This window comes from Streptomyces sp. NPDC045968 (assembly GCF_056430475.1).
Window position 1 is genome coordinate 305,232 of record NZ_JBWKLF010000009.1, and the last position, 15,517, is coordinate 320,748.

Annotated in this window: 14 protein-coding genes and 1 tRNA gene; 10 read left to right on the forward strand and 5 right to left on the reverse strand. The window is 69.6% G+C overall.

Features of this window, described 5'->3' with window-relative positions; genetic code table 11:
- Window positions 1-211 precede the first annotated feature (211 nt).
- The 6 genes from eno to AC07FA_RS26185 all read left to right on the forward strand — a co-directional run bounded on the left by eno (window position 212) and on the right by AC07FA_RS26185 (window position 7,117).
- A complete protein-coding gene (gene eno / locus AC07FA_RS26160; protein WP_479078672.1) occupies window positions 212-1,492 on the forward strand; it encodes a phosphopyruvate hydratase in 1,281 nt (426 codons plus the stop codon).
- A gap of 102 nt (window positions 1,493-1,594) precedes the next feature.
- Window positions 1,595-2,065 (forward strand): FtsB family cell division protein, encoded by a 471-nt coding sequence (locus tag AC07FA_RS26165; protein WP_479078673.1) that lies wholly within the window; start codon window positions 1,595-1,597, stop codon window positions 2,063-2,065.
- A gap of 132 nt (window positions 2,066-2,197) precedes the next feature.
- Window positions 2,198-2,728, forward strand: a complete 531-nt coding sequence (locus tag AC07FA_RS26170; RefSeq protein WP_479078674.1) for a DUF501 domain-containing protein — start codon at window positions 2,198-2,200, stop codon at window positions 2,726-2,728.
- 52 nt (window positions 2,729-2,780) lie between these two features.
- A complete protein-coding gene (locus AC07FA_RS26175; RefSeq protein ID WP_479078675.1) occupies window positions 2,781-3,722 on the forward strand; it encodes a Ppx/GppA phosphatase family protein in 942 nt (313 codons plus the stop codon).
- Between the two features lie 427 nt (window positions 3,723-4,149).
- Complete coding sequence (locus AC07FA_RS26180) at window positions 4,150-5,535, forward strand: NAD(P)/FAD-dependent oxidoreductase (protein WP_479078676.1); 1,386 nt, start codon at window positions 4,150-4,152, stop codon at window positions 5,533-5,535.
- Between the two features lie 280 nt (window positions 5,536-5,815).
- A complete protein-coding gene (locus tag AC07FA_RS26185; RefSeq protein WP_479078678.1) occupies window positions 5,816-7,117 on the forward strand; it encodes a class I SAM-dependent methyltransferase in 1,302 nt (433 codons plus the stop codon).
- Window positions 7,118-7,186: 69 nt separating this feature from the next.
- Here AC07FA_RS26185 and AC07FA_RS26190 read toward each other — a convergent pair whose 3' ends face one another.
- Together AC07FA_RS26190 and AC07FA_RS26195 are read right to left on the reverse strand one after the other, a co-directional pair.
- Complete coding sequence (locus tag AC07FA_RS26190; RefSeq protein ID WP_479078679.1) at window positions 7,187-9,712, reverse strand: ABC transporter permease; 2,526 nt, start codon at window positions 9,710-9,712, stop codon at window positions 7,187-7,189.
- Window positions 9,713-9,765: 53 nt separating this feature from the next.
- Complete coding sequence (locus AC07FA_RS26195) at window positions 9,766-10,536, reverse strand: ABC transporter ATP-binding protein (RefSeq protein ID WP_479078680.1); 771 nt, start codon at window positions 10,534-10,536, stop codon at window positions 9,766-9,768.
- Window positions 10,537-10,751: 215 nt separating this feature from the next.
- Here AC07FA_RS26195 and AC07FA_RS26200 point away from each other — a divergent pair, with 215 nt between their 5' ends.
- The 3 genes from AC07FA_RS26200 (at window position 10,752) to AC07FA_RS26210 (ending at window position 12,340) form a co-directional block, all read left to right on the forward strand.
- Window positions 10,752-10,967, forward strand: a complete 216-nt coding sequence (locus tag AC07FA_RS26200; protein ID WP_479078682.1) for a hypothetical protein — start codon at window positions 10,752-10,754, stop codon at window positions 10,965-10,967.
- A 249-nt stretch (window positions 10,968-11,216) separates the two neighbouring features.
- Window positions 11,217-11,302, forward strand: a tRNA-Leu gene (locus AC07FA_RS26205).
- Between the two features lie 147 nt (window positions 11,303-11,449).
- Window positions 11,450-12,340 (forward strand): Bax inhibitor-1/YccA family protein, encoded by an 891-nt coding sequence (locus tag AC07FA_RS26210; RefSeq protein WP_479078683.1) that lies wholly within the window; start codon window positions 11,450-11,452, stop codon window positions 12,338-12,340.
- Window positions 12,341-12,420: 80 nt separating this feature from the next.
- Here AC07FA_RS26210 and AC07FA_RS26215 read toward each other — a convergent pair whose 3' ends face one another.
- Window positions 12,421-12,651, reverse strand: a complete 231-nt coding sequence (locus AC07FA_RS26215; RefSeq protein ID WP_479078685.1) for a DUF4287 domain-containing protein — start codon at window positions 12,649-12,651, stop codon at window positions 12,421-12,423.
- A gap of 100 nt (window positions 12,652-12,751) precedes the next feature.
- On the opposite strand from AC07FA_RS26215, the gene AC07FA_RS26220 reads away from it, so the two are divergent.
- Entirely contained in the window at window positions 12,752-13,069 is a 318-nt protein-coding gene (locus tag AC07FA_RS26220) for a hypothetical protein (RefSeq protein ID WP_479078687.1), read from the forward strand.
- Between the two features lie 18 nt (window positions 13,070-13,087).
- Here AC07FA_RS26220 and AC07FA_RS26225 read toward each other — a convergent pair whose 3' ends face one another.
- The gene (locus AC07FA_RS26225; protein WP_479078806.1) at window positions 13,088-13,939 is read right to left on the reverse strand and encodes a hypothetical protein; all 852 of its coding nucleotides are present in this window, start codon (window positions 13,937-13,939) and stop codon (window positions 13,088-13,090) included.
- 289 nt (window positions 13,940-14,228) lie between these two features.
- Window positions 14,229-15,449: an acetyl-CoA C-acetyltransferase gene (locus tag AC07FA_RS26230; RefSeq protein ID WP_479078688.1), complete on the reverse strand. Its 1,221-nt coding sequence runs from the start codon at window positions 15,447-15,449 to the stop codon at window positions 14,229-14,231.
- Window positions 15,450-15,517: the final 68 nt, after the last annotated feature.

Consider the following 15,517-nt stretch of genomic DNA (forward strand, 5'->3'; position numbering starts at 1 on the left):
CGCACGGTCCCGGCGCCGTTGATCGTTCAAGTGTTGTAGTTACTGGCCAGTAAATTTCTGGAGCTTTGCCCGTGAATGCATACCCTTGGGTCCTTTTTCGTCCCAGGGGACGGGCGCCCGGCTGGCCGATGGGGTCCGGCCGGATAGGCTCGTGCCGCAAGGCCACAGTGACCCTGCACAACCAGTGTCATATCCCAGAAGGAGATGCCTCGTGCCGTCCATCGACGTCGTCGTAGCCAGGGAAATCCTCGACTCCCGGGGTAACCCCACGGTCGAGGTCGAGGTTGGCCTCGACGACGGCAGCACGGGACGTGCTGCTGTTCCGTCCGGCGCCTCCACCGGTGCGTTCGAGGCCATTGAGCTTCGCGACGGAGACCCCAACCGCTACATGGGCAAGGGCGTGGAGAAGGCCGTCCTCGCCGTCATCGAGCAGATCGGCCCGGAGCTCGTCGGGTACGACGCCACCGAGCAGCGCCTCATCGACCAGGCGATGTTCGACCTGGACGCCACCGAGAACAAGGGCTCGCTCGGCGCCAACGCCATCCTCGGCGTCTCGCTGGCCGTGGCGCACGCCGCCTCCGAGGCCTCCGACCTGCCGCTCTTCCGCTACCTCGGCGGCCCGAACGCGCACCTGCTGCCCGTTCCGATGATGAACATCCTGAACGGCGGCTCGCACGCCGACTCCAACGTGGACATCCAGGAGTTCATGATCGCGCCGATCGGCGCCGAGTCCTTCTCCGAGGCCCTGCGCTGGGGCGCGGAGGTCTACCACACGCTGAAGAAGGTCCTCAAGACCAAGGGCCTGTCCACCGGTCTCGGTGACGAGGGCGGCTTCGCCCCGAACCTGGAGTCCAACCGCGCCGCCCTGGACCTCATCGTCGAGGCCATCAAGGAAGCCGGTTACGTCCCGGGCCGCGACATCGGCCTCGCGCTCGACGTCGCCGCGTCCGAGTTCTACAAGGACGGCGTGTACGAGTTCGAGGGCAAGTCCCGCTCGGCCGCCGAGATGACCGAGTACTACGAGGAGCTCGTCTCCGCGTACCCGCTGGTCTCCATCGAGGACCCGCTGTACGAGGACGACTGGGCCGGCTGGAAGGTCATCACCGAGAAGATCGGCTCCAAGGTGCAGATCGTCGGTGACGACCTCTTCGTCACCAACCCGGAGCGCCTGGCCCGTGGCATCGAGGAGGGCTCCGCGAACGCCCTGCTCGTCAAGGTCAACCAGATCGGTTCGCTGACCGAGACCCTGGACGCCGTCGAGATGGCCCAGCGCAACGGCTTCAAGTGCATGATGTCGCACCGCTCCGGCGAGACCGAGGACGTCACCATCGCCGACCTCGCCGTCGCCGTGAACTGTGGTCAGATCAAGACCGGCGCCCCGGCCCGCTCGGACCGTGTCGCCAAGTACAACCAGCTGCTGCGCATCGAGGAGATCCTCGACGACGCGGCGGTGTACGCGGGCCGTTCGGCGTTCCCCCGCTTCAAGGGCTGATCACCGGCCCCTCGCGGCCGAAGTCACCAGCCTCCGTCCGTCCCCGCACTCGGTCCCGTACCGTGTGCGGGGACGGACGTGCGTAACGGGGAGGCGTGAGACATGGCCGGGAAGGACCGCGACCGGTTCTCCACCGCGACCAGGCTGCGACTGCTCGGTGAGCAGACCGCGGCCCGCGTCTACCGGTCCCAGAACCGGCGCCAGGCCCGCCGCTCGCGGCTCACCGGCCGCGCCGCGTTCCTCGCCCTGGTCGTCTGCTCCCTCGTGGTCGCGCTCGCGTACCCGATGCGGCAGTACGTCTCCCAGCGCGACGAGATCGCCGACCAGGAGCGCCTGTCGCAGGAGGCTCGACAGCGGACCGAGGAGCTGCGCGACGAGAAGGCGCGGCTCAAGGACGACGCGTACATCCGGCGGCTGGCCCGTGAGCACCTTCATTACGTACGTCCGGGGGAGACCGGTTACACCGTGATCGATCCGGAAGCGGCCGAGGACCGCCGCGGGGAGCCGGGCACGACGGACCGCCCCTGGCACTCGAACCTCTGGGACGGCGTGGACAAGGCCGACCGCCCCTGACCGGCGCCACACGACCGGCCCGCACCACCGGCATCACCGCATCAACCGCATCAACCGCACCACCGCATCATCAGCACCACCCGCACCACCCGCACCATCTGAGAAGCACCTTCGAGCAGAACCAAGGCAGGCATGGACACCCCCCCTCCGCAGACCGCATCCACCACGCCCACCGACGCGGACATCGGCGCGTTCGAGCAGCAGCTCGGGCGCCCGCCGCGCGGGCTGCGCGCCATCGCGCACCGCTGCCCCTGCGGCAACCCGGACGTGGTCGAGACGCAGCCCCGTCTGGAGGACGGCACGCCGTTCCCGACGACCTTCTATCTGACCTGTCCGCGTGCCGCGTCCGCGATCGGCACGCTGGAGGCCAACGGGGTCATGAAGGAGATGACCGAGCGTCTGCAGACGGACCCCGAGCTCGCCGCCGCGTACCGCGCGGCGCACGAGGACTACATCGCCCGCCGTGACGCCATCGAGGTCCTGGAGGGCTTCCCGAGCGCGGGCGGCATGCCGGACCGGGTGAAGTGCCTGCACGTCCTGGTCGGCCACTCCCTGGCGGCCGGCCCCGGGGTGAACCCGCTGGGCGACGAGGCGATCGCGATGCTGCCGGAGTGGTGGGCGAAGGGGCCGTGCGTGTCGCCGTGCGGCACCGACGGGGCCTGACAGCCCCCGCCACCCGGGGCGGAGCCCCGTAACGACCACCACAGGAGCCCGTATGACCCGCGTTGCCGCCATCGACTGCGGTACCAACTCCATCCGTCTGCTCGTCGCCGACGCCGACCCCGGTACGGGCCGGTTCACCGAGCTCGACCGCCGGATGCAGATCGTCCGCCTCGGTCAGGGCGTCGACCGGACCGGGCGGCTGGACCCCGAGGCGCTGGAGCGCACGTTCGCGGCCTGCCGCGAGTACGCCGCGGTGATCAAGGAGCTGGGGGCCGAGCGCCTGCGCTTCGTCGCCACCTCTGCCTCGCGCGACGCGGAGAACAGCGACGAGTTCGTCCGGGGCGTCCTGGACATCCTGGGCGTCGAGCCCGAGGTCATCACCGGCGACCAGGAGGCACAGCTCTCCTTCGACGGCGCCACCAAGGAGCTGACCGGGAGCGACCATCTGGCGAAGCCGTATCTCGTCGTGGACATCGGCGGCGGCTCCACCGAGTTCGTGGTCGGCGACGACGCGGTCCGCGCGGCCCGGTCCGTGGACATGGGCTGCGTACGGATGACCGAACGTCACCTGGTGCGGGACGGCGCCGTCGTGGACCCGCCCACGCCCGACCGGGTCGCCGCGATCCGCGCGGACATCGACGCCGCCCTGGACCTCGCCGAGGAGACCGTCCCGATCGCCCGGGCGGCCACGCTCGTCGGCCTGGCCGGCACGGTCACCACGGTGGCCGCGATCGCCCTGGAACTGACGGAGTACGACCCCGGGGCGATCCACCACTCCCGGGTCTCCTTCGAGCAGGTCCAGGAGATCACCGGGCGGCTGATCGGCTCCACGCACGAGGAGCGGGCCGCGATCCCCGCGATGCACCCGGGACGGGTCGATGTGATCGCCTCGGGGGCGCTGATCCTGCTCGCCGTGATGGAGCGGACCGGTGCCCGTGAGGTCGTGGTCAGCGAGCACGACATCCTGGACGGGATCGCGCTCTCCGTGGCGTAGCCGCGACCACCCCTGACGCTCGCTCAAACGCACTCCGGCCTGCACCTCTGAGCCCTTCGGAGGCGCTTGTGGGGACCCTTCGGGAGCCCGCCGCGACGAAGTTCGTGAACTTCTTCACAAGGAATTCGGTCCGGTTGGGCGCCGTTCGGCCTATCGGGGGCCGTGACGGCCGCCCGACGGCTCTCACACCGAGGGTTCGGTCAGGTTCCGCGCGTGTTGCGCGTAGGTGAACCGGAGCCGTGGTTCAGCCCCTCGGAAGGCACAAGGGCCAGCTCACAAGCGGTGAACAACGTTCTCTACGGCACCGTGGTTCCCCTCCGGTGTCATGACCTGGGTCACGTGGGCGGCGGAGTGTAGCAGAGGGGCGCGGATACCTTGTGAAGGGGCTCACGAGCAGGTGCCCCGAGGGGGGTGGATACTCGATGGCATGAGCACCACGGAGCGTCCCAGGATCCTCGTTGTAGGCGGTGGGTACGTAGGCCTGTACGCAGCTCGTCGCATTCTGAAGAAGATGCGCTACGGGGAGGCGACCGTCACGGTTGTCGACCCTCGCTCGTACATGACGTACCAGCCCTTCCTCCCCGAAGCTGCTGCCGGCAGCATCTCCCCTCGGCATGTCGTCGTCCCGCTGCGACGCGTCCTGCCGAAGGCCGAGGTGCTCACCGGTCGCGTCACGACCATTGACCAGGACCGCAAGGTCGCCACGGTCGCGCCGCTCGTCGGCGAGGCCTACGAGCTGCCCTTCGACTACCTCGTCATCGCGATGGGCGCGGTCTCCCGCACCTTCCCGATCCCCGGCCTCGCCGAGCAGGGCATCGGCATGAAGGGCATCGAGGAGTCGATCGGCCTGCGCAACCACGTCCTCGAGCAGCTGGACAAGGCTGACTCGACGACCGATGAGGACGTCCGCCGCAAGGCGCTCACGTTCGTCTTCGTGGGCGGCGGTTTCGCCGGTGCGGAGACCATCGGTGAGGTCGAGGACATGGCCCGCGACGCGGCGAAGTACTACACCAACGTGAAGCGCGAGGACATGCGCTTCATCCTCGTCGACGCCGCCGACAAGATCCTTCCCGAGGTCGGCCCGAAGCTGGGCGCGTACGGCAAGGAGCACCTCGAGGGCCGCGGTGTGGAGATCTACCTCTCCACCTCCATGGACTCGTGCGTCGACGGTCACGTCGTGCTGAAGAACGGCCTGGAGGTCGACTCCAGCACCATCGTGTGGACCGCCGGTGTGAAGCCGAACCCGGCGCTGGCCCGTTTCGGCCTGCCGCTCGGCCCGCGTGGTCACGTCGACACCTCCGAGAAGCTCCAGGTGCAGGGCACCGACTACATCTGGGCCGCGGGCGACAACGCCCAGGTTCCGGACCTGGTCGGCCGCAAGGCCGGCAACCCGAACGCCTGGTGCCCGCCGAACGCCCAGCACGCGCTGCGTCAGGCCAAGGTCCTCGGCGACAACGTCATCTCCGGGATGCGCGGCTTCCCGCAGAAGGACTACAGCCACGCCAACAAGGGTGCGGTCGCCGGTCTGGGCCTGCACAAGGGCGTCGCGATGATCGTCATGGGCAAGGTGAAGATCAAGCTCAAGGGCCGTCTCGCCTGGTACATGCACCGCGGCTACCACGGCATGGCGATGCCGACCTGGAACCGCAAGATCCGCATCTTCGCCGACTGGACGCTCGCGATGTTCCTCAAGCGCGAGGTCGTCTCGCTCGGCGCCATGGAGACGCCGCGCGAGGAGTTCTACGAGGCAGCCAAGCCGGCCCCGGCTCCGGCCGTCGCCAAGTCCGAGGGTGAGAAGGCCAAGGCCTCCTGACCAGGGCCTTACCGTTCCACGCCCGAAGGGGCCGTCCGCCATCCGTGGTGCGGGCGGCCCCTTCGGCGTATCCGGGCCCGCGCGGCTCCCGGTGCCGCCCCGGATAGGTGTGGTGTGCACGTATTTTGCCGTTCCATTGCGCGCTGGCGGGATGGCTTGCGGCCCGGGCACTGTTGACCGAGGTGTACCTCGTCACGTCCCCGAGGTGTCGCGACGTGGCTTTGGGCATGTTTGTGGAAATTTGGGCATGTTGGGAAACACCACCACGGAGGTGTGCGCCATGGCAGACGCCGCATCGCGGCTGACCGCTCTCGCCGAGGAGTTGCTGGGAGAGGCCCTACCGGTCCGTATCCGGGCCTGGGACGGCAGCGAGTCCGGACCGCCGGGCGCCCCCGTCCTCGTGATCCGCAACCGCCGTGCCCTGCGCCGGCTGCTCTGGAAGCCGGGCGAACTGGGCCTGGCCCGCGCCTGGGTGGCCGGCGAGATCGACATCGACGGAGACCTCTACGAGGTCCTGGACCGGCTGGCCGCCCTGCTCTGGGAGCGCGGCGCCGACGCGAAGGACTCCGTCCACCCCGTCCGCGACCCGAAGGTCCGCGCCTTCGCCCGCGGTCTCGTCCAGGTGGCCGGTCCCTGGCCGCCGCCCGCCCCGCCGGCCGAAGAGGTACGCCGCCGCACCGGACCGCTGCACACCAAGCGCCGCGACAAGGAGGCCATCAGCCACCACTACGACGTGGGCAATGACTTCTACGAACTGGTCCTCGGCCCGTCCATGGTCTACTCCTGCGCCTACTGGGAGAAGGACGGCACTCTGGAGGACGCCCAGCGCGACAAGCTCGACCTGGTCTGCCGCAAGCTCGGACTGAAGGAGGGCGACCGCCTCCTGGACGTCGGCTGCGGCTGGGGCTCGATGGCCATCCACGCCGCCCGTGAGTACGGCGCGCAGGTCACCGGAGTGACCCTCTCCACCGAACAGGCCGCCTACGCCCGCAAACGCATCGCCGAAGAGGGGCTGACCGACCGGATCGAGATCCGGGTCCAGGACTACCGGGACGTCAGGGACGGCCCGTACGACGCGATCTCCTCGATCGGGATGGCCGAACACGTCGGCACCGTCCGCTTCCGCGAGTACGCCGACGACCTGTACGCCCTCCTCAAGCCCGGCGGCCGGCTGCTGAACCACCAGATCGCCCGCCGCCCCGAGAAGGACGAGTCCTCCTACCGCATCGACGAGTTCATCGACGCCTACGTCTTCCCCGATGGCGAACTGGCCCCGGTCGGACGGACCGTGGCCACCCTGGAGGAGGCCGGATTCGAGGCCCGGGACGTCGAGGCGATCCGGGAGCACTACGCGCTGACCCTGCGCCGGTGGGTCACCAACCTGGAACGGCACTGGGACGCCGCCGTACGGGCCACCTCGCCCGGCCGGGCGCGGGTCTGGCGGCTCTACATGGCCGCTTCCGCGGTGTCCTTCGAGCGCAACAGGATCGGTGTCAACCAGATCCTCGCGGTCCGTCCGCAGGAGGGCGGGTCCTCCCGGATGCCGCTGCGCGCCCGCGACTGGAGGACGGCCGAGGGCTGAGCCCGCACATGACGAGGGGCCGGTCTCCGCACCCGCGGACACCGGCCCCTCGCACGTCCCCTGCGAGCGCTATTCGGTCTTGATCGCCGTCAGCATGTTCAGCTTCGCGGCGCTGCGGGCCGGCCAGAGCGAGGCCAGCACGCCCACCAGTCCTGCCAGCACCAGGAAGAGCGCGAGCCGGTCCCACGGGATGACGAGTGCGTACCCCGGGATGGACGGGGCCAGGGTCTGGCCGATCGCCCAGCCGAGGAACGTACCGAGTCCCACACCGACCAGCGCGCCGAAGACCGAGATGACCACGGCCTCCAGCCGGATCATGCGCTTCACCCGGCGCTTGTCCAGGCCGATCGCCCGCACCATGCCGATCTCCTGCTGCCGCTCGAACACCGACATCGCCAGTGTGTTGACGACCCCGAGCACCGCGATGATCAGGGCCATCGCCAGCAGGCCGTACATGATGTTCAGCGCCATGTTGACGAAGCCGCCGAACATGTCCCGGATGTCCTGCCGGTCCATCACGCTCATCGCCGGGTTGTCGCCCAGCGCGTCGACCACGGCCTGCTCGTTGGCCTCGCTCGCGCCGCCGTCCATCTTCAGATAGATCTCGCGGATGTCCGGGTGCGAGGTGTGCGCGTCGGCCATCGCCTTCGGCACGAGGATGGGGGAGAGGAACTCGTTGTCCTCGTAGAGCGCGCCGACCTTGATCTTCCCCTTCTTCTCGTCCTCGTACGTCACGGCGATCGTGTCGCCGGTCTTCCAGCCGTTCGACTTCGCGGTCTTCTCGGAGACCGCGACCCCGCCCTCGGCGAGTGTGTCCAGCGAACCGGAGAGGGTCTTGATCGCCAGGACCTTCTGCACGTCACCGGGGGTGACCCCGGAGGCCGAGTAGCCGGAGTCGCCCGTTTCGAGCCAGACGGCCTGCTGGGGGGAGACCGCCGCGACCCCGTCGGCCTTCTCCAGAGCCTTGAGCGCCGACTCGTCGAGCGAGTCGCCGCTCGCCATCGTGACCATGTAGTCGGCCTTGATGTTGTCCGTGGTCATCCGGTCGACGGCCTGGCCGAGGGTGACGCCCAGGACCGAGATGCCGGTGACGAGGGTCAGCCCGATCGCCAGCGCCGAGGCGGTCGCTCCGGTACGCCGGGGGTTACGGACCGCGTTCTGCGCGGCCAGCTTCCCCGAGACGCCGAACAGCTTCATCAGCAGCGGACGCACCAGGGCGATCACCGGCCGGGACAGCAGCGGGATGAGGATGATGACGCCGATCAGCGCCAGGAAGGCGCCGCCCGCGATGAGCCACTTGCCGTCCTTGCCGGCCGCCGCACCCGCGACGATCCCCGCCGCGCCGAGCAGGGCGAACACCCCGCCGATCGAATTCCGCACGATCAGCGACTTGGTGGTGGCCACGGCGTGCACGCTGCTCATCGCCGCCACCGGCGGGATCTTCGCGGCCCGTCGGGCGGGCAGCCAGGCGGCCAGCACGGTCACCAGGATGCCGACGCCGAGCGCCGCACCGATCGCGGTGGGGGAGACCACCAGCGGACCGGCGGGAATCTTGCCGCCGATCAGGCTCATCGCGGAGCGCAGCCCGACGGCGAGGCCGAGACCGAGCAGGAAGCCGGTCACCGACGCGATCGCGCCGACCACGCCCGCCTCCAGCAGCACGGAACGCTTCACCTGCCTGCGGGAGGCACCGACGGCCCGCATCACGGCCAGCTCCCGGGTGCGCTGGGCGACCAGCATGGTGAAGGTGTTGGCGATCAGGAAGATGCCGACGAAGAGGGCGATGCCCGCGAAGGCGAGCAGCATCGTGTTGAGGTTGGAGAGCTCCTTCTTGATCTGCGCGGCCTGCTCGTCGGCGAGGGCCTTGCCGGTCTCGGCGGTGGCGTCCTTCGGCAGCAGCGGCTCGACCGCGTCCAGCAGTTGCTGGGAGGAGACGCCGGGTGCCGCGGAGATCGTGACGTTCTGGAAGACGCCGGGCCTGAGGTAGAGCTTCTGGGCGACCGCGGTGTCGAACAGGACCAGGCTGCCGCCCGCGTTGACGGCGCCGTCCTCGGTGGTGAACACACCGGAGAGGGTGAACTCCTTCACCGGTCCGTTCGTGGCGACCCGCACCGGGTCACCGACGCGGTAGTCGCCCTTGTCGGCGGAGTCCTTGTCCAGCGCGACCTGGCCGGCCTGTGCGGGGCCCGACCCCTCGACGAACGTGTACTGGTCGTCCTTGCCGTTCTCGCCGGGGAAGAAGTTGGCCCCGGTGTTGGACCAGCCGTTGCCGATGAGCTTGCCGTCGGTGTCGGCGACGCCCGCGAAGCCGGAGACCCGGCCGGTGGCGCCCGAGACGCCGTCCAGGCCCTGGATCTTCTTCAGGGTGGCGGTGTCGACGCCTTCGTACTCCTCGTCCCGCTGGGAGGCGTAGGTGGTCACGGCGACGGCGACGTTGTCGTAGCTCTTCGCCGACTGCTTGCGGAAGGCGTTGCCGAGGGTGTCGGTGAAGACGAGGGTGCCGGAGACGAAGGCCACGCCGAGCATCACGGCGAGCACGGTCATCAGCAGCCTGGCTTTGTGCGCGAGGACGTTGCGCACTGCTGTACGGAACATGTCTGTAGTCCTGGGATGGGTTCCGGAAGGGGGACGGGACAGCCGGCGTGACGTCAGCTGGTGCGGCCCTTCGCGTCGAACGCCTTCATCCGGTCGAGGACCCCGTCGGCCGTGGGGTGCATCATCTGGTCGACGATCGCGCCGTCGGCGAGGAAGATCACGCGGTCCGCGTAGGAGGCGGCCACCGGGTCGTGGGTCACCATCACCACGGTCTGGCCGAGCTCGCGCACCGAGTTGCGCAGGAAGCCCAGGACTTCGGCGCCGGAGCGGGAGTCGAGGTTTCCGGTCGGCTCGTCACCGAAGATGATCTCCGGCTGGGAGGCGAGGGCGCGGGCCACCGCGACGCGCTGCTGCTGGCCGCCGGAGAGCTCGGTGGGCCGGTGCTTCAGCCGGTCGGCGAGGCCCACCATGCCGATCACCTTCTGGAGCCACGCGGCGTCGGGCTTGCGGCCCGCGATGTCCATGGGCAGCGTGATGTTCTCCAGCGCCGTCAGGGTCGGCAGCAGGTTGAACGCCTGGAAGATGAAGCCGATCTTGTCGCGGCGGAGCTGGGTGAGCTGCTTGTCCTTGAGGGACCCCAGCTCCGTGTCGCCGATCCGTACGGACCCGCTGCTGAAGCTGTCGAGCCCGGCCACGCAGTGCATCAGCGTGGACTTGCCGGAGCCCGAAGGCCCCATGATCGCGGTGAACTCGCCCTGCGGGAAGTCCACGGTGACCCGGTCCAGGGCGACCACCTGGGTCTCACCCTGGCCGTAGACCTTCGACAGCTCCGTGGCGCGGGCGGCCACCGCGGTGGCGCGGTGAACGGTGGGGGTGGTGGTCACAGGGACACTCCTGGTTCGGGGCTTCGTTCGGGGACCCCTCCATCGTCGCCGCCGAATCCCGCCCGGTCGTCAGTCCCCGTGCCCGTTCCCGGGGCCCTCTTGAGTCGCACCGGCGGGCCCCCGGCGTACTCCTGCGGTATGACACCGCCCCTGAGAACGTCCGTCCACGGTGGGGCCTCGGGGCCGTCGGTGACGGAGAGTGACGGGCCCGAAGCGTGGCACCGGCGGAGGTGATCGCCCGCACGCTCCCGCGGGACCTCGCGCTCGCCCCCTGGCGGTGGGGCCCGGTGGCGGACGTGGGCGACACGCCCGTCGATCCGCCGCCCGGCGGGAGCGTCGTGTTCCGTGTCACGGGAGCGGCGCCGGCGGAGGCCGGGACGCCGGGGATCCGGCCGGTTCCGCGCCGCGTCGACGACGCCTTCGTCGGGTGAGGTGGCGGGACCGTGGCGCATGGTGGCGCGGCCCTGGCGATATGGGCCGTCCGAGTGCGGCGAATTTCCGTCAATCCCGTGTGAGGGGGCATCGGGGCCGTGTTCCGGCCCGGCCATGTGGTGAGGCGCCGGGAATGTGCTGACGGACCCTCAAACGGTCAATAAAATAAGACAACATCGCGCCAGTGTTCGGCTGATCGAGGGACGCCCCCGGATAGGGTCATGTGCCAACGCGGAGCCGCGCGCCCTGCCCGGATGGTGGAATGCAGACACGGCGAGCTTAAACCTCGCTGCCCCTCGGGGGCGTGCCGGTTCAAGTCCGGCTCCGGGCACCACCGCGGTCCCTCTCGGGGAGCGCCGCCCTCCCGAGGGTATTCAAGCGATCAACTTCTCGAAAGATCCTCCCCGAGCACTAGGGTGATTGTTTTGCCTACCCATTACTCTTGTGTCAAGGCCACGCAGTGTGGCCATGGAGGAGTGAAATGAGGAGCAGCAACCCGGTCTTCTCGCGACGGGGGTTCAGCCGCGACAACGGCACCGCGGGCTTCAACGCGGCACCGCAGGCCGGGGCCCCCGCGACGGGCACCAACCCGTACGCCGAGGGCGCCGCCGCCAACCCGTACGCCACGAACCCCTACGCCCAGCAGGACACCACCCAGTACGGCGCCCCGCAGGCGCCCGCGCGCACCGGCGCGATGACGATCGACGACGTCGTCACGCGTACGGCGATGACGCTGGGCACCGTGGTGCTCGGTGCCGTGCTCGCCTGGGTCCTCCTGCCGGTCGACGAGGCCAACATCGGCAAGTCGTACGGCATCGCGATCGGCGCCGCCCTCGTGGCGTTCGTCCTGTCGCTCGTCCAGTCGTTCAAGCGCAAGCCGGTCCCGGCGCTGATCATCGCGTACGCGGCCTTCGAGGGTGTCTTCCTCGGGGTCATCTCCAGTGCGGTCAGCACCTACATCAGTCCCGGTGTGGTCGCGCAGGCGGTGCTGGGCACCATGTGTGTCTTCGCCGGTGTGCTCTTCGCGTACAAGATGCGCTGGATCCGCGTCACCCGCCGTTTCTACGGCTTCGTGATGGCCGCCGCCATGGGCTTCATGCTCCTGATGGTGGTCAACCTGCTGTTCGCCCTCATCGGCGGCGGCGACGGCCTGGGCTTCCGCAGTGGCGGCCTCGGCATCCTGTTCGGTGTCATCGGCATCGTCCTCGGCGCGTGCTTCCTGGCCCTGGACTTCAAGCAGGTCGAGGACGGCATCGCGTTCGGCGCTCCGCGCGAGGAGTCCTGGCTGGCCGCCTTCGGCCTCACCATGACCCTGGTGTGGATCTACCTGGAGATGCTGCGCGTGCTCTCCATCCTGAGCGGCGACGACTAGTCCGCAGGGATCACGTACGACGGGAACGGCCCGCAGGCTCACCGCCTGCGGGCCGTTCCCGTTTCCGTGGGGCCGTACGCCTACCCGAACTTCCGGGCGGCCCGCCTCAGGTCGTACTCGTGGATGATCGCCTTGGCGTGGCCGTAGGTCAGATCGTGTTCGCTCCGCAACCAGCTGACCTTCTCCTCGAAACGGAAGAGGGACGGGCCCTGGTCGACCGTGCGGAGCCAGTCGGAGATCTCACGACCGGTGCATTGAGGGATGCGGGAGAGCAGGTTGCGATGGGTTTCTTCGGAGAAGACTTGAGACATCGGCGCCTCCGACGCAGTGCGCGTTACTGGACCTTCCCGACACCGTGCCTGAGGGTCGGCCCGTTGGCAACCATCGCGCAAGGGCGCGTAGGGTCGCGGAGTGCTCGATACGACTCCGCTGATCACCGCCGTGGACCGGTTCGCCGACCGTCTGCGTTCCGCCCCGCAGAGCCGCCTCCAGCGCGGCACCGCGGCCGAGGCGCTCGCCACGGCGCGGGAACTGTCCGTCCGGGCCCAGCGGATCGAGCGGCCCGGCCCTGAGCCGCGTCTCATGCCGGACGCAGGGGTGTTCACCGTCGGTGACCAGCTCGCCGTCGCGGGGCGCGACCTGGCGGTGGCACTGGTAACGGCCCCGCCGGTGGAGCTGGACGAGGCCGTGCGGTACGTCGACGAGGCTGCGGCGCGGGCGTTCGCGTAGGGCCCGCGCCCGGGCGTACTAGAACGAGGCGATGACCCGGTCGGCGAGGATGTAGACGTTCTCCTCGCCGCAGGAGAAGGTCAGCGCGTAGGCGCCGGAGACTCCGGAACCGCCCAGCAGGACCGGGGTCTCACCGGCGCGCAGGGAGTCCGCGAGGCGCTCGGCCGTCTCGCGGTGGCCCGGCGTCATGCAGAGCGTGGTGCCGTCCGCGAAGACGTAGACGTCGAGGGTGCCGAGCGGCCCGGGCCGGACGTCCGTCAGCTCGACGGCCGTGTCGGCGAGCTCTTCCAGGCGGCTCACGGTGCGTTCGTGGTCGGTGACCACGGGCGTCTGTACGGGGACGAAGTCGGGGTGCGAGGGGTGGCGGCGGCGGGCCGCGGCCAGCTCGGGGGAGTCCTCGGGGTACTCGGAGATCTCCGGAAGATCGGTGATCTCGGCGAGCTCGCGCTCCGCCAGGGACCGCTCGCTGAGCTCCGTCAGTTCCTCCAGGGCCTCGGTCGCTTCGAGGTCCATCCCTTCGAGACCGGCGAAGTCGGCCTGACGGGGAACGAAGAACGGGACGTCGTCGCCGAGACCGGCCAGCCCGCCCAGCAGGGACGGGGCGTCGGCGGCGTCGCGGGCCTCCTGGGCGGCCCAGAAGGCGCGCGCCTCGGCCAGCTCGCGTTCCCGCTCCTCGGCGAGTGCCTCGGTGACGGCCGCGCGTATCTCCGCGGCGGGGGTGGCTGAACTGCGACTCTGCGGTGGCACGGCCGCCGCGTCGAACCGGCCGGCGGCCAGCTCCTCACGCAGGGCCGCGACCTGTTTGCGCAGCCCGTGAGAGGCGTGCAGAGCAGCGGCGCCGACAGCCGTGGCAGCGGCGGTGGTCAGCAACAGGGCAAATGACATGGCGCTCACTGACATACTCCCGGTTTCAATCGATCCCCCGACTTCCTACATCAGCTTGTCCTGTACGTGCGCCCGCTGTCAGTGCATTACGTCACGAATTGGACAGGTCTTTGGGCCTGGTGTTCAACCCTGTGACCAGCGTGACCTGGGGAAACGACTCTCCCCCGGGACGCAGATCACATCCTGGGGGAGATTCGGTCACGGTCGGGGCTCGGTCCGGTTCAGAACGGCCGTTCCGAGGGAGTGGGGGCCGGCCCCCACCCTCCGCCGTGGATCAGCTCAGTCGCTCGATGACCATGGCCATGCCCTGGCCGCCGCCCACGCACATGGTCTCCAGACCGAACTGCTTGTCGTGGAACTGCAGGCTGTTGATCAGCGTGCCGGTGATCCGGGCGCCGGTCATGCCGAAGGGGTGGCCCACGGCGATGGCGCCGCCGTTGACGTTGACCTTGTCCAGCGGCAGGCCGAGGTCGCGGTAGGAGGGGATGACCTGGGCGGCGAACGCCTCGTTGATCTCGGCCAGGTCGATGTCGCCGACGGTCAGCCCGGCGCGCTTCAGCGCCTGCTTGCTGGCCTCGACGGGGCCGTAGCCCATGATCTCGGGGGAGAGGCCGGAGACGCCGGTGGACACGATCCGGGCCAGCGGGGTCAGACCCAGCTCGCGCGCCTTGGTGTCGGACATGATCACCAGGGCGGCGGCGCCGTCGTTGAGCGGGCAGCAGTTGGCGGCGGTGACCAGGCCGTCGGGGCGGAAGACCGGCTTCAGGCCCTGCACGCCCTCCAGGGTGACGCCCGCGCGCGGGCCGTCGTCCTGCGAGACGACGGTGCCGTCCGGCGTCGTCACCGGGGTGATCTCGCGCTCCCAGAAGCCGTTCTTGATGGCCGCCTCGGCGAGGTTCTGCGACCGTACGCCGAACTCGTCCATCTCCTGGCGGGTGACGCCCTTGAGCCGGGCCAGGTTCTCCGCGGTCTGCCCCATCGAGATGTACGCGTCCGGGACGACGCCGTCCTCGCGCGGGTCGTGCCAGGTCGCGCCCTCCTGCTCGGCGCGCGCGGCGGTGCGGGCCTCGGCCTCGGCGAAGAGCGGGTTGTGCGTGTCCGGCAGGCTGTCGGAGTTGCCCTTCACGAAGCGGGACACCATCTCGACACCGGCCGAGATGAACACGTCGCCCTCGCCGGCCTTGATGGCGTGCAGCGCCATGCGGCTGGTCTGGAGCGAGGACGAGCAGTAGCGGGTGACCGTACAGCCGGGAAGGTGGTCCATCCCCATCTGGACGGCGATGATGCGGCCCAGGTTGTTGCCCTGCTCGCCGCCGGGGAGACCGCAGCCGAGCATCAGGTCATCGATGTCCCGTGGGTCCAGCTCGGGGACCTTGGCCAGCGCGGTCTGGATGATGGTGGCGGTCAGGTCGTCCGCGCGCAGGTCCTTGAGGGACCCCTTGAAGGCCCGGCCGATCGGCGAACGGGCGGCAGAGACGATCACGGCTTCGGGCATCACGCGGCTCCATGAGGGCTGGAAGGCAGGCTGGAAGGCTGGACTGCTTTGGAAATTACCCGCACGTA